Raw genomic sequence first — 26,528 nt, forward strand, 5'->3', positions numbered from 1 at the left:
ATGAGCACTCTGCGCAACCTGTCCAACCTGCTGTACCGGCGCCCGAACCTGTACCTGGCACTGCTGCTGGCACCCCCGCTGACGTGGTTCGGCGCAATCTACCTGGGCTCGTTGCTGAACCTGCTGTGGCAAGGTTTCTACACTTTCGACGACTTCACCATGGCGGTGACCCCGGACCTGACCCTGGGCAACTTCGCCGCGCTGTTCAACCCGTCGAACTTCGACATCATCCTGCGCACCTTGGGCATGGCGGTGGCCGTGTCATTGGCCAGCGCGGTACTGGCCTTCCCCATCGCCTACTACATGGCGCGCTTCACCAGCGGCAAGACCAAGGCGTTTTTCTACATCGCGGTGATGATGCCGATGTGGGCCAGTTACATCGTCAAGACCTATGCCTGGACCCTGCTGCTGGCAAAGGGCGGCGTCGCTCAGTGGTTCGTCCAGCAGTTGCACCTGGATGGCCTGCTGCAGGCGGTGCTGGCCGTGCCGGGCGTGGGCGGCAGCACGCTGTCGACTTCCCACCTGGGGCGCTTCATGGTGTTCGTGTACATCTGGCTGCCATTCATGATCCTGCCGATCCAGGCCTCGCTGGAGCGCCTGCCGCCTTCGCTGCTGCAAGCCTCGGCAGACCTTGGCGCACGGCCCGGGCAAACCTTCGTGCAGGTGATCCTGCCGCTTTCGATCCCAGGCATCGCCGCCGGCTCGATCTTCACCTTCTCGCTCACCCTGGGTGACTTCATCGTGCCGCAGCTGGTCGGCCCACCCGGTTACTTCATCGGCAGCATGGTCTATGCCCAGCAAGGGGCGATCGGCAACATGCCGATGGCCGCCGCGTTCACCCTGGTGCCCATCGTGCTTATTGCCTTGTACCTGTCCATCGTCAAGCGCCTGGGGGCCTTCGATGCACTCTGAAAATGCTTCAACAGGGCTGCGACTGGCGGCTTGGGGCGGGCTGCTATTCCTGCACTTCCCGATCCTGATCATCTTCCTGTACGCCTTCAACACCGAAGACGCGGCGTTCAGCTTCCCGCCCAAGGGCTTTACCCTGAAGTGGATCGGTGTGGCTTTCGCCCGGCCCGATGTACTGGAGGCGATCAAGCTGTCGCTGCAGGTGGCCTGCCTGGCCACGCTGATTGCCCTGGTGCTGGGCACACTGGCGTCGGTCGCGTTGTATCGGCGCAGCTTCTTCGGCAAAGAGAGCATTTCGCTGATGCTGATCCTGCCTATCGCCCTGCCCGGCATCATCACCGGCATCGCCCTGCTCTCGGCCTTCAAGTCCCTGGGGATAGAGCCCGGGGTGTTCACCATCGTGGTCGGTCACGCCACGTTCTGCGTGGTGATCGTCTACAACAACGTGATCGCCCGCCTGCGGCGCACCTCGCAGAGCCTGATTGAAGCGTCGATGGATTTGGGCGCCGATGGCTGGCAGACCTTCCGCTACATCATCCTGCCCAACCTTGGCTCGGCACTGCTGGCCGGTGGCATGCTGGCTTTTGCCCTGTCGTTCGATGAAATCATCGTCACCACCTTCACCGCCGGCCACGAACGCACCCTGCCGATCTGGCTGTTGAACCAGCTCAGCCGCCCGCGCGACGTGCCGGTGACCAACGTGGTCGCCATGCTGGTGATGTTGGTGACCATGCTGCCAATCCTTGGCGCCTACTACCTGACCCGTGGCGGCGAGAGCGTCGCGGGCAGTGGCAAATGACCCTGGAGGAGTCCCCGATGCAAACGCAGATGCTGATCAATGGCCAACTGGTCGCTGGCCAAGGCCCGGCCTGGACCGTGCTCAACCCGGCGCTGGGAACCGCGCTGGCACAGATCAACGAAGCCACCGAGGCCCAAGTGGACAGCGCCGTGCGCGCCGCCGACCAGGCCTTCGACAGCTGGTCGCAAACCAGCCCCAAGGACCGCTCGCAAACCTTGCTGGCGCTGGCGGATGCCATCGAAGCCCATGGCGATGAACTGGCCCGGCTGGAATCGCAGAACTGCGGCAAGCCCCTGAGCGCCGCGTTGAACGATGAAATCCCGGCGATTGCCGACGTGTTCCGCTATTTTGCCGGCGCGGCACGCTGCCTGGGCGGTTTGGCGGCGGGCGAGTACCTGCCCGGCCACACCTCGATGATCCGCCGCGACCCATTGGGCGTAGTTGCTTCCATCGCACCGTGGAACTATCCGTTGATGATGTTGGCGTGGAAGATCGCCCCGGCCCTGGCAGCCGGCAACACGGTGGTGATCAAACCCTCCGAACTGACCCCGCTGACCGCCTTGCGCCTGGGTGAACTGGCCCAGGATCTGCTGCCACCGGGCGTCCTCAACATTCTCTTTGGCCGCGGCCAGACCGTCGGCAACCCGCTGGTCAACCATCCCAAGGTGCGCATGGTGTCGCTGACAGGCTCCATACCCACTGGCGCGCACATCATCAGCGCCACCGCCGACAGCGTTAAACGCATGCACATGGAGTTGGGTGGCAAGGCCCCGGTGCTGGTGTTCGACGACGCCGACATCGACGCTGCCATCGACGGCATCCGCACTTTCGGCTTCTACAACGCCGGCCAGGACTGCACCGCAGCCTGCCGCCTGTACGTGCAGGACGGCATCTACGAGCGCTTCGTCGAGCGCCTGGGTGAAGCAGTAGCCAGCCTCAAACCGGGCCTGCAGGACGCCGAGGACACCGAGCTGGGGCCGTTGATCAGTGCCCAGCATCGCGACAAGGTCGCCGGGCTGGTGCAGCGGGCCATCGACCAACCGCACATTCGCCTGGTGATCGGTGGCAAGGCGATTGATGGCGATGGCTTCTTCTTCGAACCGACCGTGCTGGCCGACGCCCTGCAGGACGACGAGATCGTGCGCAACGAAGTGTTCGGCCCGGTGGTATCCGTCACCCGCTTCAATGACGAAGCCCAGGCGCTGGAATGGGCCAACGACTCCAACTACGGCCTGGCCTCATCGGTCTGGACCCGCGACACCGGCCGCGCCCACCGCCTGGCGGCGCGCTTGCAGTATGGCTGCACCTGGGTGAATACCCACTTCATGCTGGTCAGCGAAATGCCTCATGGCGGGCAGAAGCATTCGGGGTATGGGAAGGATATGTCGATGTATGGGCTGGAGGACTACACCTGTGTGCGGCATGTGATGATCAAGCACTAGCCCGAGGTTCTAGCCACTGGCCTCTTCGCGGGCTCGCCCGCGAAGAGGCCGGCACAGGTAGAACCTAATCGCGCAGGTCGGACTCGTGAATCGGGTTGGCGCGGCTGGTCGCGCGTTGGTATTGCGCAGGCCAGGTGGCCTTGTTGCCGCCCAGGTCGTCGTCGGCGTGCAGTGGCCAGTACGGGTCGCGCAGCAGTTCGCGGGCGAGGAAGATGAGGTCGGCCTGGCCGGTGCGCAGGATGTGCTCGGCCTGGGCCGGTTCGGTGATCATGCCCACGGTGCCGGTGGCAATTTCCGATTCCTTGCGCACGCGTTCGGCGAAGCGGGTCTGGTAGCCGGGGCCGGTGGGGATCTCGGCGTTTACCGAGGTACCGCCAGAGGATACATCGATCAGGTCCACACCCAACCCTCGCAGTCGACGGGCCAGTTCGACGGTTTCATCCGGGTTCCAGCCATCCTCCACCCAATCGGTTGCCGATACCCGCACCAACAGCGGCAATTCGGTAGGCCAGGCCGTGCGCACAGCCTCGACCACCTGCAGGGTCAGGCGGATGCGGTTTTCGAAACAACTGCCGTACTCGTCGCGGCGCTGGTTGCTCAGCGGTGACAGGAACTGGTGCAGCAGGTAGCCATGGGCAGCGTGTATTTCGACTACCTTGAAACCGGCCTTCAAGGCGCGTTCGGTCGCGGCGACAAAGGCCGCGATCACGCCCTGGATCTCATCCGGGGTCAGCTCGTGTGGCGGTGTGTGTTGCGGGTCGAACGCGATCTTCGATGGGCCTACTGGTTGCCAGCCTCCCTCTTCAAGCTTCACACTGCCCTGTTTGCCCAGCCATGGGCGATAGGTACTGGCCTTGCGCCCGGCGTGCGCCAACTGTATGCCCGGCACGGCGCCCTGGGCGGTGATGAAACGGGTGATGCGTTGCAGCGGCGCGATCTGGGCGTCGTCCCACAGGCCGAGGTCTTCGGCGGTGATGCGGCCATCGGCGGTAACTGCCACTGCTTCCGTGATCACCAGACCGGCACCACCCACAGCACGGCTGCCCAAATGGACAAGGTGCCAGTCGTTGGCCAGACCATCGACGGCGGAATACTGGCACATCGGCGATACGGCGATGCGGTTGGGCAGGGTCAGCTGACGCAGGGTGTAAGGCTCGAGCAGCAGGCTCATGAGGGCACCTCCCAAGGACTCCAATGGTGATCCGGCCCGGACACTCAATTGCACGTCCCTGGCCCAGGTCCGGTCATAACTTCAGACTAGACCAGAATGGGTGGGGGGGAGGTTCCATGGGATTTTGGGTGGGATGCGGGTGTCAGGCTCGAAAGTGATGTCGCCGGTGAGATCGAGCGCCGCCCGCGCGGCGCTCGATTTCCGCCACACCAAACAACTCAAGGCAAGCCCAGCGAACCCGTCAGCGCGGCTCCATGTGGGCAATCATCAACTGCACACTTTCGTTGCCACGAAACTCGTTCACGTCCAGCTTGTACGCCAGTTCGACCCAGCGCACGGTCGGGTTCGGCCACACTTCTCGGTCGACGCCAAATGCAATACCATCCAGGCGCACCGAACCACACTCGCTCTTGAGCACCACCTTCAGGTGCCGCTCGCCCACCACGCGCTGCTCCACCAGCTGGAACACGCCGTGGAACAGCGGCTCGGGGAAATGCTGGCCCCAAGGCCCGGCATGGCGCAGGGCCTTGGCCAGGTCGAGGTGAAATTCCTCCACGGCCAGGCTGCCATCTGACAACAGCCGGCCTGTCAGGTCTTCCTCACGCAGCTGGCGCCGCACTTCTTCGTCGAACGCCTCGGCAAAGGCCGGGAAATTATCCTCAGGCAACGATAAGCCCGCAGCCATGGCGTGGCCACCGAACTTGCTGATCAGCTGCGGGTGACGCGCCGCCACGGCATCCAGTGCATCGCGGATGTGGAAGCCTGGTACCGAGCGCGCCGAACCTTTGAGCATGCCCTCGCCGGCATCCGCGAACGCGATGGTTGGCCGGTGATAACGCTCTTTAAGGCGCGAAGCCAGAATACCGATCACACCCTGGTGCCAGTCGGCATCGAACAGGCACAGTCCATACGGCATCGACTCGACCGGCAGGTCCTTGAGCTGGGCCAGGGCCTCGCGCTGCATGCCCTGCTCGATGGACTTGCGGTCCTGGTTCAGGTCGTCCAGCTGCTGGGCCATGTCCTGGGCCAGTGCCGCGTCCTCGCACAGCAGGCATTCAATGCCCAGGCTCATGTCGTCCAGGCGACCGGCGGCGTTCAGCCGTGGGCCGAGGATGAAACCCAGGTCAGTCGAGGTGATGCGCCGGTGATCGCGGCGGGCCACTTCGAGAATCGCTTTCAGCCCTGGCCGGGCGCGGCCGGCGCGGATGCGCTCGAGGCCCTGGTGCACCAGGATGCGGTTGTTGGCATCCAGCGGCACCACGTCGGCGACGCTGCCCAACGCGACCAGGTCGAGCAGTTCGCCGATGTTCGGCTGTGGTTGCGTCTCGTAGCGCCCCAGGGTGCGCAAGCGCGCGCGCAGGGCCATCAGCACATAGAAGATCACCCCTACCCCGGCCAGCGCCTTGCTCGGGAACGTACAGCCCGGCTGGTTAGGGTTGATGATGGCGTCGGCCTCGGGCAGCTGCTGGCCCGGCAGGTGGTGGTCAGTCACCAGCACCTTGAGCCCGGCGGCCTTGGCTGCCGCCACACCCTCGACGCTGGAAATGCCGTTGTCCACGGTGATCAGCAGTTGCGGCTGACGCTGCAGCGCCACCTCGACGATTTCCGGGGTGAGGCCATAGCCGTATTCGAAGCGGTTGGGCACCAGGTAATCGACGTGGGCTGCACCCATCAGGCGCAGGCCCAGCACCCCGACGGTGCTGGCGGTGGCGCCATCGGCATCGAAGTCGCCAACGATAAGGATGCGCTGGCGCTGGTCCAGCGCCTCGACAAGCAGGTCGACACCGGCCTCGATGCCCTTGAGCTGCTGGTACGGCAGCAGGCGCGCCAGGCTTTTGTCCAGTTCGGCCTCGGACTGCACGCCGCGCGCGGCGTACAGGCGGGTCAGCAAGGGTGGCAAGTTACCCAGAAATGGCAGGGTCGGCGGCAGGGGGCGAGGTTCGATGCGCATGGGTCGCTTCAGCCACGCTCACCGAGCAGCCACTGCAGTTGCACTTCGTGCTGGCCACGGTCATCCGTCACGAACACCGTGCCTTCGCTGATCATCACGTCCCACTTGATGCTGCGCGGCATGTCGGTGGCCAGCGTCTCCAGCACCTCCTGAGGCACGGCAGCGATGTTCAGGTTTTTCAGGTTCTTGACCGCGCCCACCACCTTGCCTTCCCACACACGCAGGCTGCCATAGGCCAGCAGGCTGGTGCGTTCGGTACGGCGCGAGCACCAGGTCAGGCGGTCGGCGTCTGGCTGGCCCACTTCGATCCAGTGCAGCACGCGATCATCCAGGCTCTTTTCCCACAGTGCCGGCTCATCGACATCCGACAGACCGCGGCCAAACGACAAGTTCTCGTTGTACCAGAGCGCATACGCCAACAGACGAACCGCCATACGCTCTTCGGTTTCCGAAGGGTGGCGAGCGATGGTCTGCTTGACGCTTTCGTAGACATTGCGATCAAGGTCGGTCAGATTCAATTCGAACTTGTAGGTGGTGGACGGCTGGGCCATGGTCGACGGGCTTCGTGCAAAAGAAAAGTGGCACAGTCTAACCCATCCGCACCTTCCATGCGCCGCAGCAGTACCCGGCGAAACCGACGTGTGATAAAACCACGGCTCTGCCCAGCTGCCACGGATGCCCCATGTCGACGCCCAGCAAACCCCTCGCCGGCCTCAAAGTTGTCGAACTTGGCACCCTGATTGCCGGGCCGTTCGCCTCGCGCATCTGTGCCGAATTCGGCGCCGAGGTGATCAAGGTCGAATCCCCCGATGGCGGCGACCCGTTGCGCAAGTGGCGCAAGCTGTACGAGGGCACTTCGCTGTGGTGGTTCGTGCAGGCGCGCAACAAGCAATCGCTCACCCTCAACCTCAAGCACCCCGAAGGCATCGAGATTCTGAAGCGCCTGCTGGCCGACGCCGACATCCTGATCGAGAACTTCCGCCCCGGCGTGCTGGAAAAATTCGGCCTGGGTTGGGATGTGCTGCATGCCCTTAACCCGCGCCTGGTGATGGTGCGCCTCTCGGGCTTTGGCCAGACCGGGCCGATGAAAGACCAACCGGGCTTCGGCGCGGTGGGCGAGTCGATGGGCGGTTTGCGCTACATCACCGGCTTCGACGACCGCCCGCCAGTACGCACGGGCATTTCCATCGGCGACTCGATCGCCGCCCTGTGGGGGGTGATCGGTGCGTTGATGGCGCTGCGCCACCGCGAGGTCAATGGCGGCCAGGGCCAGGTGGTGGACGTGGCGCTGTACGAGGCGATCTTCGCCATGATGGAAAGCATGGTCCCGGAGTTCGATGTGTTCGGTTTTATCCGCGAGCGCACCGGCAACATCATGCCGGGTATCACCCCCTCCTCCATCCATACCAGCGCCGACGGCAAGCACGTGCAGATCGGCGCCAACGGCGATGCGATCTTCAAGCGCTTCATGCAGGCCATCGGCCGTGCCGACCTGGCAGATGACCCGACCCTGGCCAGCAACGATGGCCGCGACCTGCGCCGTGACGAGCTGTACGGGGTGATCGACCGCTGGGCCAACAGCCTGCCTCTTGAGCAACTGATGCAGGTGCTGACCACGGCCGAAGTACCGGCCAGCCGTATCTATTCGGCCGAAGACATGTTCAATGACCCGCAGTACCTGGCGCGGGAAATGTTCCTGCAGGCCAAGCTGCCGGACGGCAAGCCGTTCCGCATGCCGGGCATCGTGCCGAAGCTGTCGGATACGCCTGGCTCCACCGAATGGGTCGGCCCGGCGCTGGGCGAACACACCGAGGCATTGCTCACCCGCCTGGGCTACGACGCAGCGGCCATTGCCGGCCTGCGCGAAGCCGGCGCGGTCTGACGCCTGGCGCCGCCCTCGCCCATGCGCGCTACCCGCGGGCTACGCCACCTGATCCTGCTGTGCGGGCTACTGCCCGCATTGCTGCTACAGCCTGTCAGTGCCAAGGAACGCATCTTCTGGCTGGTGCGTGACCTGCCGCCGTTCACCATTTTTGCAGGCCCGGAAAAAGGCCAAGGGGTGATCGACCAGTTGTTGCCGCTGCTGATTGGGCAGATGCCCGAATACGACCACAGCATTGTGCGGGTCAACCGCGCCCGTGGCATCCAGATGCTGCAAGACCGCAACAGCTTCACCTGCGACCCTACCCTGCTATGGACCCCGGAACGGGCCGAATATGTGCGCTTTTCCATGCCATCGCTGGGCGTGCTCAGCGGTGGCCTGGTGCTGCGCAAGGAAAACCAGGCGCTGGCGGTTCCCTACCTCGACGGTCAGCAGGTAGACCTGCATGGCCTGCTGAGCAACGGCTCGCTGAAGCTGGGGATTGTTGCAGAACGCAGCTACGGCACCCAGATCGACGCCATCCTGCGCCAGTTGCCCGACAGCGTGCTCAGCCGCCACTACGGCAACGATGCCACCGCCAACCTGCTACAGATGCAACAGCTGGGGCGCCTGCGCATGGTGCTCGGCTACTGGCCGGAAGTTCGCTATCTGATTCAGCAGCAAGGGGGGGCACTGGCGGATTACCAGTTTCATCCGGTGCAGGGGGTCGAGCGCTACCAGTTTCTGCATGTGGGTTGCACGGACAGCCCCCTGGGCCGCGAAGCGATCGCGCATATTGATCGGCTGTTACCTGCACTGCGCCGGGATGTTTTGCCGGCGTTGTATGCGCGTTGGCTGGATCCGGCGTTACAGGAAGACTATCTGGAAGACAGCAAACGCTTCTTTGAAGGCCAATAAGCCAACCGACATACACGGTCGCTGTAGGAGCAGCCTTGTGCTGCGAAGAGGCCCTCATGACAAACGACATTCTCAAGCTGCACTGGCCATTTCGCAGCACAAGGCTGCTCCTACAGGGAAATGAGCCTGCGCAGAAAAAAGAAACCCCGGACGCTGGGGAGGACGCCCGGGGCCAAGCGAAAGTCCTTGGGGACTTACCGAGGCAGCCTTGCCAGCACCGGAGCAAAGCACTGGCTGGCTACCCTTACACTGTCTGATACACCACTCAGGCAAAGGTTCCCTGGGGTTGCTGACGCTGCTGCAGCGCCGCGATCACACAAGGCTGCAACCGCCCTTCGGCAATCTGCAAGTCACGGTGCAGGCCATCCACCAGATCGATCAACAGGCGTTGCTCCTGCAACTGACGCTCGCTGACCATGCGTCGCAAGGTAATGCCGGCAACGCGGTCGTGAACGGTCAACTGACGATTGCCGCTGGCGTCGGCGATGCCAAGCTGGGCCTGATAGGGAGTCAGGGCTTCGTTGAGCAGTTTGCAGATTCTTTCCATCCGGTTCACTCGCTGCGTGGTGGGATATAAAGGAACTGACCAACAGGCGCAGCGCAAAGTTCGTATGCCGCAGCTGTTTCATTGAGCATGCGGGGCAGACATGACAGTTTGAATACGCCGCCACGGACGCTCCTGCAGCGCTTGCAGGGCACGCTGCAGGCGTGTCGTCGAAAGCGGCCAAGGGAGTTCGGCGAGTACCCAGAGGCCCCGCTTTCTTGCCTCCTGGGCAAGGTTCTGGTGCTTGGGGGTAGCCTGGCCGACGAACAGCAACGCTCGTGATCGATGCTGCCGTGCGAGCAAAGAAAGGCCGGCCCGGGTTGGCATGGCGTGGTCGAGAATCAGCAGGTCGGGGCGACGTTCAGCAGCCAGGCAAGCGTCCAGGTCGGTGGCGTTTGCGCTGATGCGCACGTTGAACATGCCTTGGGCGTTGAGGGCCTGGTGCAGGAGGATCTGATGGGACGGGCGAGCCTGGTGGATCAACACGTAGGGCTGGTGCATATGCCGCTCCTGGTGGGAGGACCGGCTAATTTAGGCTTGGCGCTGGACGGGTCGAAGAGGAAATTTCTGAAGGATCAAAGGAAAAGGTTGCCATGTGGGGCCGCTTTGCGGCCCCACATGGCAACGCGCTTACAACGGTTTGCCGCGGTTGCCGTGCTGGCTGACAAAGCCCTGCACTGCTTTCAGGTCATTGGCCAGCACCGTGCAACGCTCTTCACGGCTGAACAGGTCACTGAGGTGCGCCGGCAGCTCCAGCGCCTTGCCTACACCCGCCTTTTCCACCGCTTCCGGGAACTTGACCGGGTGCGCGGTACCCAACACCACCATTGGCGTGTCCAGGCTACGACGGCACTCGCGGGCAGCCTTGACGCCAATCGCGGTGTGCGGGTCCAGCACTTCACCGGTGGCAGCGAAGACTTCGGCAATGGTCTCGCAGGTCTGCTCGTCGCTGACGGCCAGCGAGTCGAACAGTTTGCGGGCTTCGGTCCAGCGGCCTTGCTCGACGCTGAAGCCGCCACCTTGCTTGAAGTTGTCCATCAGCTCGGCAATGGAGGCGCCGTTGCGGCCGTGCAGGTCGAACAGCAGGCGCTCGAAGTTGGACGAGACCATGATGTCCATCGACGGCGACAGGGTCGCGTGCAGGGTGTCCTTGACGTACTGGTTGCCGCTCATGAAGCGGTGCAGGATGTCGTTGCGGTTGGTGGCGACGATCAGCTGGCTGATCGGCAGGCCCATGTTGCGCGCCAGGTAACCGGCGAAGATGTCGCCGAAGTTGCCGGTTGGTACCGAGAACGCCACCGAACGTGCCGGGCCGCCCAGCTGGAGGGCTGCGTGGAAGTAGTAGACGATCTGGGCCATGATGCGCGCCCAGTTGATCGAGTTGACTGCCACCAGGCGGGTGCCCTTGAGGAACGACTGGTCGGCGAAGCTGGCCTTGACCATTTCCTGGCAGTCGTCGAAGTTGCCTTCGATGGCGATGTTGTGGATGTTGTCCCCGAAGATGGTGGTCATCTGGCGGCGCTGCACTTCCGACACGCGCTGGTGCGGGTGCAGGATGAAGATGTCGACGTTGTCGCAACGGCGGCAGCCTTCGATGGCGGCGGAACCGGTGTCACCACTGGTGGCGCCAATGATCACCACGCGCTCGTTGCGCTTGGCCAGCACGTGGTCGAGCAGACGGCCGAGCAGTTGCAGGGCGAAGTCCTTGAACGCCAAGGTCGGGCCGTGGAAAAGCTCCAGCACCCACTCGTTGCTGTTCAGCTGACGCAGCGGTGCGACCGCAGCGTGGGCGAACTCGCCGTAGGTTTCTTCGAGGATCTTCTTGAAATCGGCATCGGCGATGCTGCCTTCAACGAACGGGCGCATCACGCGGAAAGCCAGCTCGTGGTATGGCAGGCCAGCCCAGGAAGCGATTTCTTCCTGGGTGAAGCGTGGCAGGTTTTCTGGCACGTACAGGCCGCCGTCACTGGCCAGGCCAGCCAGCAGCACGTCTTCGAAATTCAGGGCCGGTGCCTGGCCGCGGGTACTGATATAGCGCATGGGTGCAAACCTTCGATGCTGGGGCCGGGGCCGCGCTGGCGGCCCGACGGCAATAATTTTGTCAGTTGAGCTGTTCGACGCGGATACGCACGACCTTGCCGATCACGTCCTGCAGGGCTTCCAGGGCGACGATGGCGTCGTTGATGCTCTGTTCGACCACACCATGGGTCAGGAGGATCATCGGCACCAGGCCGTCCTGCTCCTCGGCTTCCTTCTGCATGATCGACTCGATGTTGATGCCACGCTCCGACAGGATGCTGGCCACCTGGGCCAGTACGCCCGGGTGATCCTTGGCCTGGATGCGCAGGTAGTAGGCGCTTTCGCAGGCTTCGATCGGCAGGATCGGGTGGGCCGACAGCGAGTCTGGCTGGAAGGCCAGGTGCGGTACGCGGTTTTCCGGGTCGGAGGTCATGGCACGGACCACGTCGACCAGGTCGCCCACCACCGACGAAGCAGTAGGCTCCATGCCGGCGCCCGCACCGTAGTACAGGGTGGAACCGGCGGCGTCACCGTTGACCATGACAGCGTTCATCACGCCGTTGACGTTGGCGATCAGGCGGTCGGCCGGGATCAGCGTCGGGTGCACGCGCAGCTCGATGCCTTCGGCGGTGCGACGCGCCACGCCCAGGTGCTTGATGCGGTAGCCCAGGGCCTCGGCATAGTTCACGTCAGCAGTGGTCAGCTGGGTAATGCCTTCGGTGTAGGCCTTGTCGAACTGCAGCGGAATGCCAAAAGCGATCGACGCCAGGATGGTCAGCTTGTGCGCGGCGTCGATGCCCTCGACGTCGAAGGTCGGGTCGGCTTCGGCGTAACCCAGCGCCTGGGCTTCGGCCAGCACGTCCGGGAAGGCACGGCCCTTCTCACGCATTTCGGTGAGGATGAAGTTGCCGGTGCCGTTGATGATGCCGGCCAGCCAGTTGATGCGGTTGGCCGACAGGCCTTCGCGGATGGCCTTGATCACCGGGATGCCGCCCGCCACGGCCGCTTCGAAGGCGACGATCACGCCCTTCTCGCGGGCCTTGGCAAAGATTTCGTTACCGTGCACGGCAATCAGCGCCTTGTTGGCGGTGACCACGTGCTTGCCGTTTTCGATGGCCTTGAGCACCAGGTCGCGGGCGATGGTGTAGCCACCGATCAGCTCGATGACAATGTCGATCTCCGGGTTGCTCGCAACTTCGAACACGTCAGCGGTAATGGGGGTACCGGTAATCTGGCAGTTCGGGTTCTGCGAGCGCATGGCGATCTGTGCCACTTCAATACCGCGCCCGGCACGGCGGGCAATCTCCTCGGCGTTGCGCTGAAGTACATTGAAGGTTCCGCCACCGACGGTCCCCAACCCACAGATGCCTACTTTGACCGGTTTCACTGTGAACTCCCCATTGAACGGCCGACACCTTCGCCGACCGTGAAACATGCCGTCACCCCATGACGACGGCGTACTGAATTGGATTACTTGGCAAGTGCCAGCTTGGCGACTTGCGGTGCCGGCTGGTAGCCCGGAATGACCTGGCCGCTTTCAAGGACGATGGCCGGCGTGCCATTTACGCCGATCGACTGCCCCAACTGGAACTGCTTGCCGACCGGGTTGGCGCACTTGGCGGCCTTGATCTCTTCACCTTCGACCATCTTGTCCATCGCCCCACGGCGATCGCTGGAGCACCACACAGCCTGCAACTGCTGGTCACCCGGCGAGCCCAGCCCCTGGCGCGGGAAGGCGACATAGCGCACTTCGATACCGCGACGGTTCAGCTCGGGCACTTCGGCGTGCAGCTTGTGGCAATACGGGCAGGTGGTGTCGGTGAACACGGTGATGTGCGACTTGGTCTCGCCCTTGGCAGGATAAACCACCATCTCGGCCGCTGGAATGCCGTTGATGAGCTTGGCGACGCCCATACGCTCGGTTTTCTCGGTGAGGTTGACCGGCTTGCCGTCCTGGATCTGGAACAGGTAGCCCTGCATCACGAACTGGCCGTCGGCGCTGGCGTACAGCACGCGGCCGCCCTGCAGCTTGACTTCATACAGGCCGTTCAGCGGGCTGCTGGCCACGCTTTCGACGGGCACTTCCAGCTCGAGGTTTTGCAGCGATTTGCGGATGGCCTGCTCGGCGACGGCGTTGCTATCGGTTGCCGCGGCAACAGCGAAGGTACTGGCCAGCGCCAACGCGGCGGCGGCGAAAAACTGGGTCACGCGCATGGGAACTCCTGAAGGCGGACAGGGACCGGAGGGCGCCACCTGCGGAAAAGACGCGGTGGCCGTGCGGCCCTTGGTGCAAACCGCCCAAGCCTACCACATCACACCACCGGTGAAGGGCCTTGCAAGGACCAGTCGGCGGAACATGAAAAACATTCATCCACGCGGGTGGTGCTGCGCGTGCAACTGCTGCAGGCGGGCCTTGGCGACGTGGGTGTAGATCTGGGTGGTCGAAAGGTCGCTGTGACCAAGCAGCATCTGCACCACGCGCAGGTCGGCGCCATGGTTGAGCAGGTGGGTGGCGAACGCGTGGCGCAGCGTGTGCGGCGACAGCGATTTGTCGATACCTGCCACCCGGGCATGGTGCTTGATGCGGTGCCAGAAAGTCTGGCGGGTCATCTGCTCGCCGCGCTGGCTGGGGAACAGCACATCGCTGGGGCGGCCATTGAGCAACTCGGCACGGCCATTGCGCTGGTAGCGCTCCAGCCACACCACTGCCTCCTCGCCCATGGGCACCAGGCGCTCCTTGCTGCCCTTGCCCATCACCCGCAGCACACCCTGGCGCAGGTTGACCTGGTCGAGGGTCAGGCTGACCAGCTCGGTGACGCGCAGGCCGCACGCATAGAGCACTTCGAGCATGGCGCGGTCGCGCTGGCCGATGGCTTCGCCCAGGTCCGGGGCCTGCAGCAAGGCTTCAACGTCGGCTTCGGACAACGACTTGGGCAGCGGCTTGCCCAGTTGCGGCATGTCGACCTGCAGGGTCGGGTCTACCGCCACCAGCTTTTCCCGCAGCAGATAGCGGAAGAAACCGCGCAGGCCGGACAGGAAGCGCGCCGTGGAGCGTGGCTTGTAGCCCTGATCGAGGCGCCAGGCCAGGTGGTCGAGGATCAGGTCACGGCCGGCGTCGGGCAGGGAAACCGAATGTTCCTGCAACCAGCCGTTGAACAGCGCCAGATCGCTGCGGTAGGACACGCGGGTGTTGTCGGACAGGCCTTTTTCAAGCCACAGGGCGTCGAGAAACTGGTCGATCAGGGGGTGGTCGAGGGCGGGCATGAAGACTCGGTGGCAAACGGCGAATTGGCGCTTAGTCTTTCATAACACTGCAGGCATAGGGAGCCCGTATGAACGAACAGCAGATTCTTCTCAGCGTCGGTGGTATCGGTGCCGCTGCGCTTGCCTGCCAATGGCTGGCCTGGCGCCTGAAACTACCGGCGATTCTATTTCTGCTGCTGGCCGGGATCATCGCAGGGCCGGCACTGGGCTGGCTCGACCCCGAGGCGCTGTTCGGCCCATTGCTGATGCCGCTGGTGTCGCTGGCCGTGGCGCTGATCCTGTTCGAAGGCAGCCTGACCCTGCACCTGTCGCAGTGGCGCGAGATCGGCAGCGTGGTGCATCGCCTGGTCACCGTCGGCGCATTGGTCACCTGGCTGGTGATCGCCCTGGCGACCCACTGGTTGCTCGGGTTCGACTGGCCGCTGTCTATCCTGTTCGGCACCTTGACCCTGGTGACCGGCCCCACGGTAATCGTGCCCATGCTGCGTGTAGTGCGGCCAAAGTCGACCATCGCCAATATCCTGCGCTGGGAAGGGATCATGATCGACCCGATCGGCGCGCTGCTCGCCGTGGTGGTGTACAGCTTCATCATCGCCAGCGCCGACGGCAACGGCCTGAGCCAGAGCCTGACCACCTTTGCCGGGGTGATTTTTTGCGGCAGTGCCCTGGGCGCGGCCGGTGGGTGGCTACTGGGGCAGATCATGCGCGAGCAGTGGCTACCAGAGTATCTGCACAATTTGGCCTCGCTGGCGGCTGTGCTGGGTATTTTCATCGCCGCCAACCAGATAATGCACGAGTCCGGGTTGCTGGCGGTGACCGTGATGGGGATGTGGCTGGCCAACATGCGCGGGGTCGATGTGCGGCAAATCCTGCACTTCAAGGAAAACCTCAGCGTGCTGCTGATTTCCGGTCTGTTCATCCTGCTGGCTGCGCGCCTTGACCTGCATGCCCTGCTGGGGCTCGGCCCGGCAGTATTGGCATTGCTGCTGGTGATCCAGTTGCTGGCACGCCCGCTCAACGTATGGATGGCCACACTGGGCTCGTCACTCAGCTGGCGGGAGCGCACGCTGCTGGCGTGGATCGCGCCACGCGGTATCGTTGCTGCAGCCGTTTCGGCGATTTTCGCCATCCGCCTGCACCAGGCTGGCCACGAGGACGCCTTGCTGCTGGTACCGCTCACCTTCGCCGTGATCATCGGCACGGTGGTACTGCAAAGCGCCACGGCCAGGCCGCTGGCGCGCCTGCTGAAGGTCGCCGAACCGGCACCCAGCGGGTTTCTCATCGTCGGTGCCAACGGGCCGGCCCGAGCCATCGCCAAAGCCCTGCAACAATTGGGCTGCCGGATTTTACTGACGGATTCCAGCTGGGAAAACATTCGCGCCGCGCGCATGGACGGGCTACCGACTTATTTCGGCAACCCCGCCTCGCAGCATGCCGACGCCCACCTGGACCTGGTCGGGCTAGGGCACTTGCTTGGCCTCTCCCCCGCCGGCGAAATCAATGCCCTGGCCTGCGCCAGGTTCCGCCATGATTTCGGCCACGGCCGGCTGTTCGTGCTGGCAAGCGGCCTGGAGAAACAACGCAGCGACAAGCATCGAGCGGCCGAGGAGCACCGCGGGCACTTGCTGGGGGCCAGTTCGATGACGTATCTGCAACTGGCCAACCGCTTGCACCAGGGCGCCGAGCTGTACAGCACCAACCTGACCGAAGGCTTTGATTGGGACGCCTACCAGGCCCTGCACGGCGAGCGTGCACACCTGCTGTTTGCTCGCGACGGGCATGGCTGGGTGCATGTAGCCAGCCCCGACAACCCGTTGCAGCCGCAACCGGGGTGGACCTTGGTGGCACTGATCGAACCAGCGCCGCAAGCATGATACTCAGGCGCCTGGCAGCACCGGCACCGGGCGCTTGTCCTCATCAATGGCGACGAAGCTGAAGACACCGTGAATCGCCCGCTCGCGGCCGTCCAGGTACATGTTCTCGACAAACACGTCCACCTGCACCTGCAGGCTGGTATTGCCGACCTTGATTACCGAGCCCACCAATTCGACGATCGAGCCCGCCGGGATCGGGTGCTTGAAGTCGATGCGGTCAGTGGACACGGTCACCAGCGGCAGGCGACAGAAGCGCGTGGCGGCAATGAACGACACTTCGTCCATCCAGGCCAGGGCGGTGCCGCCGAACAGGGTGTTGTGGTGGTTGGTGGTGTTGGGGAACACCGCCTTGGTCACGCGGGTCACCGACAACTCGGTGCGGCGCTGGATTTCCTGGTCTCGGGTAGTCATGGCAATCACATCTTCGGGGTTCAAAACGCAAAAAAGCAGCCCGAAGGCTGCTTTTTTCTCGCTAGGCGGCCTTGGCCACCGGGCAAACTGTCCTCAGGACAGTTTTTCCTTGATGCGAGCGGCTTTGCCGGACAGGTCGCGCAGGTAGTACAGCTTGGCTTTACGCACGTCACCACGACGTTTCACGGCCAGGCTGTCGATTTGCGGGCTGTAGGTCTGGAAGGTACGCTCAACACCAACGCCGCTCGAGATCTTGCGCACGGTGAAGGCGCTGTTCAGACCACGGTTACGCTTGGCGATAACAACGCCTTCGAACGCCTGCAGACGGGAACGCTCACCTTCCTTCACTTTAACCTGAACGACAACGGTGTCGCCTGGTGCGAAGGTCGGGATTTCCTTGCTCATCTGCTCTGCTTCGAGCTGCTGGATGATTTTGTTAGTCATGCTGTGCTCCTAAGGTGGACAAACTTGATCCACCATCGATACGTTAACTATCGTTCCGCTCGCGGAGGTATTCCTCGAGCAGCTTTTTCTCTTCTCCAGAAAGTGAGCGACTTTCCAGAAGATCGGCGCGTCGTTCGAAGGTCCTACCAAGGGACTGCTTCATCCGCCATCGCCGGATATGTGCATGGTTGCCACTTAGCAACACGTCGGGAACACGCTGATCCGCATACACCTCAGGTCGGGTGTAGTGCGGGCAATCCAGCAAGCCATCGGTGAAGGAATCTTCCTCCGCCGAGCCTACATGCCCTAAAGCTCCGGGCAGCAGCCGCGTAACCGCATCGATCAGTACCATGGCCGGTAGCTCACCACCGGAAAGCACATAGTCGCCAATCGACCACTCTTCATCGACATAAGCATCAATAAAACGCTCGTCAATGCCTTCATAACGGCCGGCGATCAGGATCAAAGATTCCTGTTCGGCCAAGCCTTTGACCGCTTGCTGATCCAGCTTGCGGCCTTGTGGCGAAAGGTAGATTACCTTTGCCGTTGCTCCGGTCGCTTGCCTGGCACTGGCCAGCGCATCTTCCAGAGGCTTGATCTTCATCACCATCCCCGGACCACCGCCAAAAGGCCGATCATCCACCGTGTGGTGGCGATCACTGGTGTAATCCCGCGGATTCCAGCAAGTGACTTGCAACAAGCCCTGCTTCACCGCGCGGCTGGTAATGCCGTACTCCGTAATGGCCGAGAACATCTCGGGGAACAACGTGATGACTTCTACGCGAAGGTTACCCATCAGTTAGAAATCCGCGTCCCATTCGACCCGCATCACACCGGCTTCAAGGTCGACTGCCAGCACACATTGCGCCGTATAGGGCAACAAGCGCTCACGGTCATCCAGGCTGCCTGCGCAAGGCTTGACCACCATTACATCGTTCGCGCCGGTCTCCAACAGGTGATCAACCGTGCCGAACAGCTGTTCGTCCTGGTTGATGACTTTCAGACCGACCAACTGGTACCAGTAGTACTCGTCGTCCGTCAGGTTGGGCAAAAGGCTGCGCGAGATGCAAATCTCGTAACCGCTCAGAAGACGCGCTTCGTCACGATCGTCGAGCCCTTTGAGCTTGGCGACCAGCTCCTTTTTATTGGAACGGCCACTGACCAGCTCAACCTGCTTGACCGACCCTTCGCGCCGAAGCGTCCAGTTACGGTAATCCAACAGGTTTTCAATCGGATCGGTAAAGGAATACACCTTCACCTCGCCGCGAACGCCGTGAACCGAAAAAATCTTGCCAACGACGATGAGGTCGTCAGCCTTTTCTGGCGTCGCGTTCATACGGTTCAGGCAGCAGCCTTGGCCGCTTCCTTCAGCAGCTGAGCAACACGCTCAGACGGCTGTGCGCCGATGCTCAGCCAGTGAGCAACGCGGTCTTGTTTAACGGACAGACGAACTTCCTGACCACGAGCGATAGGGTTGAAGAAGCCAACCTGTTCGATGTGGGAGCCGTCACGCGGGTTACGCGAGTCGGTTACGGTCAGTTGGTAAAACGGGCGCTTTTTGGAGCCGCCACGGGCAAGACGAATGGTAAGCATTGAACATCGTTCCTGTAGTCGGTGCTGCAAATCATGATGCACAGCGGGCACACGGGTGCCCGAAAGGCCGCACATTCTCAAGGAATATACGGACATTTGCAAATGCCTTTTTACTTCAAATAAAACGGCCAGCCTGCTGATCTGCTATTAAGCCGCCTCAACATAGGGGCGGCGGTGTTCCCGCCGAAGCGGGTTCCGGTCAGTGGCGGGGTTGCCGCCACTGGCCTGAATCTGTTTACAGCTTGGGCATGCCGCCGCCGGGCATCATGCCGCCAAGGCCGCGCATCATCTTGGCCATGCCGCCTTTGGCAGAAAATTTCTTCATCATCTTCTGCATTTGCTTGTGCTGCTTGATCAGCCGGCCGATGTCCTGCACCTGGGTGCCGGAGCCAAGGGCGATACGGCGCTTGCGCGAACCGCTGATCAGGTCAGGGTCGCGGCGCTCGGCCGGGGTCATGGAGTTGATGATCGCCTCCATCTGCTTGAACTGCTTCTCGGCCGCGCCCTGGGCATTGCCCATCTGCGACAGGTTGACCCCGCCGATGCTCGGCAGCTTGTCCATCAGGCCGCCCAGGCCGCCCATGTTCTTCATCTGTTGCAGCTGGTCGCGGAAGTCTTCGAGGTCGAAGCCCTTGCCCTTCTTCAGCTTCTTGGCCAGCTTGTCGGCCTTGGCCTTGTCGATGGTCTGCTCGGCCTGCTCGATCAGGCTGAGCACGTCACCCATGCCGAGGATGCGCGAAGCGACGCGGTCGGGGTGGAACGGCTCAAGGGCCTCGGTCTTCTCACCCATACCGATGAACTTGATCGGCTTGCCGGTGATGGCACGTACCGACAGTGCAGCACCGCCACGGGCGTCACCGTCAACCTTGGTGAGCACCACGCCGGTCAGCGGCAGGGCCTCGCCAAAGGCCTTGGCAGTGTTGGCGGCGTCCTGGCCGGTCATGGCGTCGACCACGAACAGGGTCTCGATCGGCTTGACCGCAGCGTGCAGCGCCTTGATCTCGTCCATCATGTCGGCGTCGATGTGCAGACGGCCGGCGGTGTCGACGATCACCACATCGATGAATTTCAGCTTGGCTTCGCGGATGGCCGCTTCGGCAATGGCCACCGGCTTCTGGCTGATGTCAGACGGGAAGAAGGTGACGCCGATGTCGTTGGCCAGGGTTTCCAGCTGCTTGATCGCCGCCGGGCGGTAGACGTCGGCGGATACCACCATCACGGTCTTTTTCTTGCGCTCTTTAAGGAAGCGCGCCAGCTTGCCGGCGGTGGTGGTCTTACCCGCACCCTGCAGGCCGGCCATCAGTACCACGGCAGGCGGTGCAGCATTGAGCGCGAGGTCTTCGTTGGCCGCGCCCATCAGGCTTTCCAGCTCGGCCTGGACGATCTTCACGAACGCCTGGCCCGGGGTCAGGCTGCGCGACACTTCGGTGCCGACCGCACGTTCCTTGACGCTATTGACGAAATCCTTGACCACCGGCAGGGCAACGTCGGCCTCAAGCAGGGCCATGCGCACTTCGCGCAGCGTGTCCTTGATGTTGTCTTCGGTCAGCTTGGCCTTGCCGGTGACATGGCGCAGCGTCTGTGACAGGCGGTCGGTCAGGTTTTCGAACATGGTGATCCTTTCAGGCCCAGTAAAAGCCGAGGTTTGTCAGGCACCCTGGGGGAAATACACACCCGCCGGGCACAGCAAGGCGGCGATTATAGCGAAGTGCGGCGGCGGCGCACACCTTGGGAGATATTCGGTGGCTGCACTGCCCCCTTCGCGGGCACGCCCGCTCCCACAGGATCTTCACTACACTGGAGGCTTGCACGGTACCTGTGGGAGCGGGTTCACCCGCGAATGCCGTTACGCGGTCTGCCAGTCTTCCTAGAGCGGCGGAATCTATGCCAAACTCCGTCTCTTTAAGGCTCGCCAACCAGGACTTATGGTCTCCTCTCCCAGCCTCATCCCCAACCTGATCGCTGCCGGCCTATATATAGCGGCGGCCATCTACCAGGGCTCGCACCTGGCCCAGGGCCGCAAGTCCGACAAGCGCCTGCTCGCCCTGCTGGGTACCTTCGCGGTGCTCGCCCAGGCTGGTGCGCTGTACTTCCAGCTGATCACCCCGCTGGGCCTGAGCCTGGACTTCTTCAGCGCCGCCAGCCTGATCGCCGTGGCCGTCATCGGCCTGACCCTGCTGGCCTGCCTGCGCATACCGGTCGAAAACCTGCTGGTGCTGCTGTTCCCGCTGGGCGCGGTGACGGCGCTGCTGGCGCAGTTCGCGCCGCCTGGCACCGTGCCGCTGATCAACGAAGAGCCGGGCATCCTCGCGCATATCCTGCTGTCGATCCTGGCGTACGGGCTGTTCACCATCGCGGTGTTCCAGTCGCTGCTGCTGCTGCTGCAGGACCGCCAGCTGAAGAACAAGCACCCCTCCGGGCTGATCCGCAACTTCCCGCCCCTGCAAACCATGGAAAGCCTGCTGTTCGGCTTCCTCTGGGCCGGCTGGTGCCTGCTGTCGCTGTCGCTGATCTCCGGCTGGCTGTTCCTCGACAACCTGTTTGCCCAGCACCTGGTCCACAAGACCTTGCTGGCCTGTGTCGCCTGGGTGGTGTTCAGCGTACTGTTGTGGGGCCGCACCCGCCTGGGCTGGCGTGGTCACAAGGCCATCCGCTGGACGCTGGCCGGTTTCTGCCTGCTGATGCTGGCCTATTTCGGCAGCAAGCTGGTTCGCGAATTCATCCTGCATATCTGACGGCCGCTCATGGACACACTGCCGTACGCACCGCTACTCGGCACCCTGGCACTGGCGCTGCTGTGGTCGGCGCTGTTCACCACGGTGGACGCCGCCCGCCTGCTGCTCAATGGCTCGCTGCGCACCTTTGATGACAGCCAGCCCTTGCTCCCGACCCAGGCACTGGTGCTGTGCGCCAGTTTGGGCAAGCTGCTGGTGCTGGGCCTCGCCTGCCTGATAGGCCAGCGCCATAGCGGCGAGCACGGTTTCTGGCTGGCAGGGCTGGCCGCCACCCTCACCTTGCTGGTGTTTGCCGAGTACGTGCCGCGGCGCCTGGCCCGGCGTAACCCGCAGGCCTGCGTCAGCCTCGGTAGCAGCCTGCTTAAAGTGCCCCTCGCCCTCCTGCAGCCGCTGGCCTGCCTGCTGGACGGTTTCGCCAAGCTGCTCCTGCGCCCGTTCCGCGTGCAACCTACGGCCGTGGCCCTGCACCCTCAGGAAGCCGACGACTTTGACGAAGACGAGGAGCACGAAACACCCCGCCACGGCCTGCTCGACGGCCTGCAGTCGCTGGACAAGGTCACCGTCAACGACATCCTGGTACCGCGCAACGAAGTGGACGGCATCAACCTCGACGAGCCGATCGGGCGCATCATCGAGCAGTTGATCATCAGCCGCCACACCCGTCTGCCGGTCTACCACAACGACATCAACCAGGTTGAAGCAATCCTCAACACCAAGCTGATCAGCCACCTGCTGCCCAAGGCCGACCTGACCCTGGAGGCGCTGCACAGCGCCTGCTACGAACCCTATTTCGTACCAGAAAGCACGCCACTGCAAATGCAGCTGCTGAACTTCCACAAGCAGCAGCGCCGGCTGGGTGTGGTAGTGGACGAGTACGGCGAGGTGCAGGGCATCGTCACCCTGGAAGACATCCTCGAAGAGATCGTTGGCGAGTTCGAGGACGAACAGAGCCTGGAAAACCCCCACGTACACCCGCAACCCGATGGCACCTTCGTCATCGACGGCAACGCTTCGCTGCGCGAAATCAACCGCACCCTGGGCTGGCACCTGCCCTGCGACGGCGGGCCGAAAACCCTCAACGGGCTGGTTACCGAAGCACTGGAAAGCATCCCGGAAAGTGCCGTTTGCCTGAAGATCGGCCGCTATCGCCTGGAAATCCTCGAAACAGAGGACAATTGTGCCAGTAAGGTACTGGTGTGGACCGTGACCCGATAGCTATACTCGGGTCACGCTTACCCAGCCCCGCCGTCACGCCTGCTACCCGCACCCGGCGTTCCACGGCCAGTCCGCTCCACTGACACGCCCCGCGGTCCTGCTTCAACACCCCGAACAGTGCCCGCCCCGCCCCTATCCCCCTTGGGCTATCGTCAGTCGAGCGCACACAACAACAAACGCTCCGGCGTCCGCGCAACCGTGCCTGCCCTTTCGCTCAGCACACCGCGCGGGCCATGCCCATGGAGCCGGACCAGACTGTTAGGGACCTACTTAATGACAAGCAGCACCTACGCCGAAGCGCCTGCCGCGCCGGTCAACTCGCCCGCGCGGGTAGCCACTGCCAGCTTCATCGGCACCGCCATCGAGTTCTACGACTTCTACGTGTACGCCACTGCTGCTGCGCTGGTGATCGGCCCGGTATTCTTCCCATCCGGGTCGGGCACCGCGCAAATGCTGGCAGCCTTCCTCACCTTCGGCATCGCCTTCCTCGCTCGCCCGCTGGGTTCGGCGTTGTTCGGCCACTTTGGCGACCGTATCGGCCGCAAATCGACCCTGGTTGCCTCGCTGCTGCTGATGGGTGTCTCCACCACCGCCATCGGCGTATTGCCGGGCTATGACAGCATTGGCGTGTGGGCGCCGATCATCCTGTGCCTGCTGCGCTTTGGCCAAGGCCTGGGCCTGGGCGGTGAATGGGGTGGCGCGGCGCTGCTGGCCACCGAGAACGCCCCCGAAGGCAAGCGCGCCTGGTTCGGCATGTTCCCCCAGTTGGGCCCTTCGATCGGCTTTTTGGCCGCCAACGGCCTGTTCCTGACCCTGGCCCTGACGCTCAGCGACGAGCAGTTCCGTGAATGGGGCTGGCGTATTCCGTTCCTGCTCAGTGCGGCGCTGGTGCTGGTGGGCCTGTATGTGCGCCTGAAACTTGAAGAAAGCCCGGTCTTCGCCAAGGCTGTCGCCCGCCACGAGCGGGTGAAAATGCCAGTGGTCGAGCTGTTTTCCAGCTACTGGCTGCCCACCCTGCTGGGCGCTGCGGCGATGGTTGTGTGCTACGCGCTGTTCTATATCTCCACGGTGTTCTCGCTGAGCTACGGCGTGACCACGTTGGGCTACAGCCGCGAGACGTTCCTGGGCCTGCTGTGCTTCGCGGTGGTGTTCATGGCCCTGGCCACGCCGCTGTCGGCCTGGCTCAGCGACCGTTACGGGCGCAAGCCGGTGCTGATCGTCGGCGGCCTGCTGGCCGTAGCTTCGGGCTTTGCCATGGAGCCACTGCTGACTTCGGGATCGACGACGGGTGTGGCGCTGTTCCTGGCCATCGAGCTGTTCCTGATGGGTGTGACCTTTGCGCCGATGGGGGCACTGCTGCCCGAGCTGTTCCCGACTCACGTGCGTTATACCGGGGCTTCGGCGGCGTATAACCTGGGCGGGATTGTCGGGGCCTCGGCGGCACCGTTCTTTGCCCAGAAGCTGGTCAGCATGGGCGGGTTGAGCTGGGTTGGGGGCTATGTGTCGGCTGCGGCGGTGATCAGCCTGATTGCGGTGCTGTGCCTGAAAGAGACCCGTAATACCGAGCTGTAAGCAATGGGGGCCGCAACGCGGCCCCCTGCGGTTTCGAATCAGAACTCGACCTTTACCGCCTGCGAAGCGCGGGTCGCCTTGGCCCGCGCCAACTCGACCGACTCATCACGCGCCAGGCACACGCCCATGCGGCGGGTGCCGTTGATTTCCGGCTTGCCGAACAGGCGAATGGCGGTATCCGGTTCGCTCAGCGCTGCGCCCAGGTTGGCGAAGCTGGTCTGCTGCGACTGCCCTTCTGGCAGGATCACCGCCGAGGCCGACGGGCCAAACTGGCGTACCACCGGAATCGGCAGGCCGAGAATCGCACGGGCATGCAGGGCGAACTGCGACAGGTCCTGGGAAATCAGGGTGACCAGGCCGGTGTCATGCGGGCGCGGCGACACTTCGCTGAACCACACCTGGTCGCCCTTCACGAACAGTTCCACGCCAAACAGGCCACGACCGCCAAGGGCATCGGTAACAGCCTTGGCCACGCGCTGCGACTCGGCAAGCGCTTTCGGGCTCATGGCCTGCGGCTGCCACGACTCCTGATAGTCGCCCTTTTCCTGACGGTGGCCAACCGGCTCCAGGAAGGTGGTACCGCCGACGTGGCGCACGGTCAGCAGGGTGATTTCGTAATCAAAGTCGATAAAGCCCTCGACGATTACTCGGCCCTTGCCGGCGCGGCCGCCTTCCTGGGCGTAGTCCCACGACTTCTGCAGGTCGGCGTCGCTGCGCAGCAGGCTCTGGCCTTTGCCCGACGAACTCATCACCGGCTTGACCACGCATGGGTAACCGACATCGGCCACGGCCTTGGCGTAGTCTTCATAGGTGTCGGCGAAGTGATACGGCGAGGTCGGCAGGTCCAGCTCTTCGGCGGCCAGACGGCGAATGCCTTCACGGTTCATGGTCAGCTGCGTGGCGCGGGCGGTCGGCACCACGTTGAACCCTTCGTTTTCCAGCTCGACCAGGGTGGCGGTGGCGATGGCTTCGATTTCCGGGACGATATAATGCGGCTTCTCGGCCTCGATCACCGCGCGCAGGGCAACGCCATCGAGCATGTTGACCACGTGGCTGCGGTGCGCCACTTGCATGGCCGGGGCATTGGCGTAGCGGTCGACGGCGATCACTTCGACGCCCAGGCGCTGCAGCTCGATCACCACTTCCTTGCCCAACTCGCCACAGCCGCACAGCAGTACACGGGTCGCGGTGGGCGACAAGGGGGTTCCGATACGGGTCATTTCAGGTCCTCGAAGGCGTCCGGGGCCGCGCCAGGCTGAGCGCCGCCCGCTGAAAAAGGACCGCTATTCTACACCATCAACCGGCGACGGCAGCCCGTCGGGCGCGAAATGCCATGGCCAGCCACACGGCAGTGACACCGGCGAACTTCGACGCCATGGCGGTGCCGATCACTGCCGGGGTCAGGGCGCCGATCATGCCGAAAAAGATGAAGGTATCCACCGGGATGCTCAGCGCCGAGCTCAGCCACAGGCGGTCGCGCAGCGGCCGGCGGGTGATGCTGAACACCAGCCAGTCGATCAGCTCGGAAATGAAGAACGCGGTGGCGCTGGCCAGGGCGATGGCCGGTTCCGAGGTGACATAGGACAGCACCAGGGCCACCAGCATGGCAACCAGGGCGCCATGGCCGAAGCGGGTCTGCACCATGTCGCGCAGGATGAACACCAGGCCGCCCCAGGCAGACCATATGATGTCCAGGTGCGGGGCGCTGGAAAAGGCGTAGTTGATCAGCACTACGCTGCTGATGTAGGCAATCAGATAGAACATGGCGGGTAGTCTGTGGGCAAGCCGTACAGATTACCGCTGGTG

The 26,528-nt window shown here is 63.3% G+C and carries 26 protein-coding genes; 9 read left to right on the plus strand and 17 right to left on the minus strand.

Translation table 11 applies throughout. The features are described from left to right. From WF331_RS15320 to WF331_RS15330, 3 genes are read left to right on the plus strand one after another with little or no spacing between them, the layout of a single operon-like run. Entirely contained in the window at nucleotides 1-912 is a 912-nt protein-coding gene (locus WF331_RS15320; protein WP_016501214.1) for an ABC transporter permease, read from the plus strand. Beyond that, nucleotides 902-1,708: an ABC transporter permease gene (locus tag WF331_RS15325; RefSeq protein WP_016501215.1), complete on the plus strand. Its 807-nt coding sequence runs from the start codon at nucleotides 902-904 to the stop codon at nucleotides 1,706-1,708. Before WF331_RS15320 ends, WF331_RS15325 begins: the two co-directional genes overlap by 11 nt. Nucleotides 1,709-1,725: 17 nt before the next feature. Further along, nucleotides 1,726-3,150 (plus strand): gamma-aminobutyraldehyde dehydrogenase, encoded by a 1,425-nt coding sequence (locus WF331_RS15330; protein ID WP_340623059.1) that lies wholly within the window; start codon nucleotides 1,726-1,728, stop codon nucleotides 3,148-3,150. 64 nt (nucleotides 3,151-3,214) lie between these two features. Here WF331_RS15330 and WF331_RS15335 read toward each other — a convergent pair whose 3' ends face one another. The 3 genes from WF331_RS15335 to WF331_RS15345 all read right to left on the minus strand — a co-directional run bounded on the left by WF331_RS15335 (nucleotide 3,215) and on the right by WF331_RS15345 (nucleotide 6,823). Next, on the minus strand, nucleotides 3,215-4,321 hold the full coding sequence (locus WF331_RS15335; protein ID WP_241799646.1) for an NADH:flavin oxidoreductase/NADH oxidase: 1,107 nt from the start codon (nucleotides 4,319-4,321) through the stop codon (nucleotides 3,215-3,217). 241 nt (nucleotides 4,322-4,562) lie between these two features. Next, nucleotides 4,563-6,272, minus strand: a complete 1,710-nt coding sequence (gene recJ, locus WF331_RS15340) for a single-stranded-DNA-specific exonuclease RecJ (RefSeq protein ID WP_016501218.1) — start codon at nucleotides 6,270-6,272, stop codon at nucleotides 4,563-4,565. An 8-nt stretch (nucleotides 6,273-6,280) separates the two neighbouring features. After that, nucleotides 6,281-6,823: a YaeQ family protein gene (locus WF331_RS15345; RefSeq protein ID WP_016485154.1), complete on the minus strand. Its 543-nt coding sequence runs from the start codon at nucleotides 6,821-6,823 to the stop codon at nucleotides 6,281-6,283. Nucleotides 6,824-6,954: 131 nt separating this feature from the next. On the opposite strand from WF331_RS15345, the gene WF331_RS15350 reads away from it, so the two are divergent. Both WF331_RS15350 and WF331_RS15355 read left to right on the plus strand, forming a co-directional pair. After that, on the plus strand, nucleotides 6,955-8,154 hold the full coding sequence (locus WF331_RS15350; protein WP_016501219.1) for a CaiB/BaiF CoA transferase family protein: 1,200 nt from the start codon (nucleotides 6,955-6,957) through the stop codon (nucleotides 8,152-8,154). 21 nt (nucleotides 8,155-8,175) lie between these two features. Continuing rightward, nucleotides 8,176-9,051 (plus strand): TIGR02285 family protein, encoded by an 876-nt coding sequence (locus WF331_RS15355; RefSeq protein ID WP_016501220.1) that lies wholly within the window; start codon nucleotides 8,176-8,178, stop codon nucleotides 9,049-9,051. A 265-nt stretch (nucleotides 9,052-9,316) separates the two neighbouring features. Here WF331_RS15355 and WF331_RS15360 read toward each other — a convergent pair whose 3' ends face one another. From WF331_RS15360 to xerD, 6 genes are all read right to left on the minus strand, one after another. Further along, nucleotides 9,317-9,598: a DUF3509 domain-containing protein gene (locus tag WF331_RS15360; RefSeq protein ID WP_016501222.1), complete on the minus strand. Its 282-nt coding sequence runs from the start codon at nucleotides 9,596-9,598 to the stop codon at nucleotides 9,317-9,319. Between the two features lie 78 nt (nucleotides 9,599-9,676). Next, complete coding sequence (locus WF331_RS15365) at nucleotides 9,677-10,096, minus strand: response regulator (protein WP_016501223.1); 420 nt, start codon at nucleotides 10,094-10,096, stop codon at nucleotides 9,677-9,679. Nucleotides 10,097-10,225: 129 nt separating this feature from the next. Then, the gene (thrC, locus tag WF331_RS15370) at nucleotides 10,226-11,635 is read right to left on the minus strand and encodes a threonine synthase (RefSeq protein ID WP_016501224.1); all 1,410 of its coding nucleotides are present in this window, start codon (nucleotides 11,633-11,635) and stop codon (nucleotides 10,226-10,228) included. A 61-nt stretch (nucleotides 11,636-11,696) separates the two neighbouring features. After that, a complete protein-coding gene (locus WF331_RS15375) occupies nucleotides 11,697-13,001 on the minus strand; it encodes a homoserine dehydrogenase (protein WP_016501225.1) in 1,305 nt (434 codons plus the stop codon). 83 nt (nucleotides 13,002-13,084) lie between these two features. Continuing rightward, nucleotides 13,085-13,828 (minus strand): thioredoxin fold domain-containing protein, encoded by a 744-nt coding sequence (locus WF331_RS15380; protein ID WP_016501226.1) that lies wholly within the window; start codon nucleotides 13,826-13,828, stop codon nucleotides 13,085-13,087. Nucleotides 13,829-13,981: 153 nt separating this feature from the next. After that, complete coding sequence (gene xerD / locus WF331_RS15385) at nucleotides 13,982-14,878, minus strand: site-specific tyrosine recombinase XerD (RefSeq protein WP_016501227.1); 897 nt, start codon at nucleotides 14,876-14,878, stop codon at nucleotides 13,982-13,984. 68 nt (nucleotides 14,879-14,946) lie between these two features. Here xerD and WF331_RS15390 point away from each other — a divergent pair, with 68 nt between their 5' ends. Then, nucleotides 14,947-16,752, plus strand: coding sequence for a cation:proton antiporter (locus tag WF331_RS15390; protein WP_340623060.1), 1,806 nt, complete (start codon nucleotides 14,947-14,949; stop codon nucleotides 16,750-16,752). A 3-nt stretch (nucleotides 16,753-16,755) separates the two neighbouring features. On the opposite strand, the gene WF331_RS15395 is transcribed toward WF331_RS15390, so the two are convergent. The 6 genes from WF331_RS15395 to ffh form a co-directional block, all read right to left on the minus strand. Next, entirely contained in the window at nucleotides 16,756-17,163 is a 408-nt protein-coding gene (locus WF331_RS15395; protein WP_016501229.1) for an acyl-CoA thioesterase, read from the minus strand. A 93-nt stretch (nucleotides 17,164-17,256) separates the two neighbouring features. Beyond that, complete coding sequence (rplS, locus tag WF331_RS15400; protein WP_003252148.1) at nucleotides 17,257-17,607, minus strand: 50S ribosomal protein L19; 351 nt, start codon at nucleotides 17,605-17,607, stop codon at nucleotides 17,257-17,259. Nucleotides 17,608-17,650: 43 nt separating this feature from the next. Then, nucleotides 17,651-18,403 carry a tRNA (guanosine(37)-N1)-methyltransferase TrmD gene (trmD, locus tag WF331_RS15405; protein WP_049275611.1) on the minus strand — a complete coding sequence of 251 codons (753 nt, stop codon included), beginning with the start codon at nucleotides 18,401-18,403 and terminating at the stop codon, nucleotides 17,651-17,653. Nucleotides 18,404-18,406: 3 nt separating this feature from the next. Then, the gene (rimM, locus tag WF331_RS15410) at nucleotides 18,407-18,943 is read right to left on the minus strand and encodes a ribosome maturation factor RimM (protein WP_016501231.1); all 537 of its coding nucleotides are present in this window, start codon (nucleotides 18,941-18,943) and stop codon (nucleotides 18,407-18,409) included. A 5-nt stretch (nucleotides 18,944-18,948) separates the two neighbouring features. After that, nucleotides 18,949-19,200: a 30S ribosomal protein S16 gene (rpsP, locus tag WF331_RS15415; protein ID WP_016501232.1), complete on the minus strand. Its 252-nt coding sequence runs from the start codon at nucleotides 19,198-19,200 to the stop codon at nucleotides 18,949-18,951. A gap of 235 nt (nucleotides 19,201-19,435) precedes the next feature. Continuing rightward, on the minus strand, nucleotides 19,436-20,812 hold the full coding sequence (gene ffh, locus WF331_RS15420; RefSeq protein WP_016501233.1) for a signal recognition particle protein: 1,377 nt from the start codon (nucleotides 20,810-20,812) through the stop codon (nucleotides 19,436-19,438). A gap of 313 nt (nucleotides 20,813-21,125) precedes the next feature. On the opposite strand from ffh, the gene WF331_RS15425 reads away from it, so the two are divergent. From WF331_RS15425 to WF331_RS15435, 3 genes are all read left to right on the plus strand, one after another. Next, on the plus strand, nucleotides 21,126-21,935 hold the full coding sequence (locus WF331_RS15425) for a cytochrome C assembly family protein (protein WP_016501234.1): 810 nt from the start codon (nucleotides 21,126-21,128) through the stop codon (nucleotides 21,933-21,935). A gap of 9 nt (nucleotides 21,936-21,944) precedes the next feature. Then, the gene (locus WF331_RS15430; protein ID WP_241799641.1) at nucleotides 21,945-23,150 is read left to right on the plus strand and encodes a transporter associated domain-containing protein; all 1,206 of its coding nucleotides are present in this window, start codon (nucleotides 21,945-21,947) and stop codon (nucleotides 23,148-23,150) included. 273 nt (nucleotides 23,151-23,423) lie between these two features. Then, nucleotides 23,424-24,722, plus strand: a complete 1,299-nt coding sequence (locus WF331_RS15435; protein WP_016501236.1) for an MFS transporter — start codon at nucleotides 23,424-23,426, stop codon at nucleotides 24,720-24,722. 38 nt (nucleotides 24,723-24,760) lie between these two features. On the opposite strand, the gene purT is transcribed toward WF331_RS15435, so the two are convergent. Then, nucleotides 24,761-25,942, minus strand: a complete 1,182-nt coding sequence (purT, locus tag WF331_RS15440) for a formate-dependent phosphoribosylglycinamide formyltransferase (protein WP_284361734.1) — start codon at nucleotides 25,940-25,942, stop codon at nucleotides 24,761-24,763. Nucleotides 25,943-26,018: 76 nt separating this feature from the next. After that, nucleotides 26,019-26,486 carry a VUT family protein gene (locus WF331_RS15445; protein ID WP_010952556.1) on the minus strand — a complete coding sequence of 156 codons (468 nt, stop codon included), beginning with the start codon at nucleotides 26,484-26,486 and terminating at the stop codon, nucleotides 26,019-26,021. Nucleotides 26,487-26,528: the final 42 nt, after the last annotated feature.

The organism is Pseudomonas sp. YNh (assembly GCF_037993085.1).
Lineage (GTDB): Bacteria > Pseudomonadota > Gammaproteobacteria > Pseudomonadales > Pseudomonadaceae > Aquipseudomonas > Aquipseudomonas putida.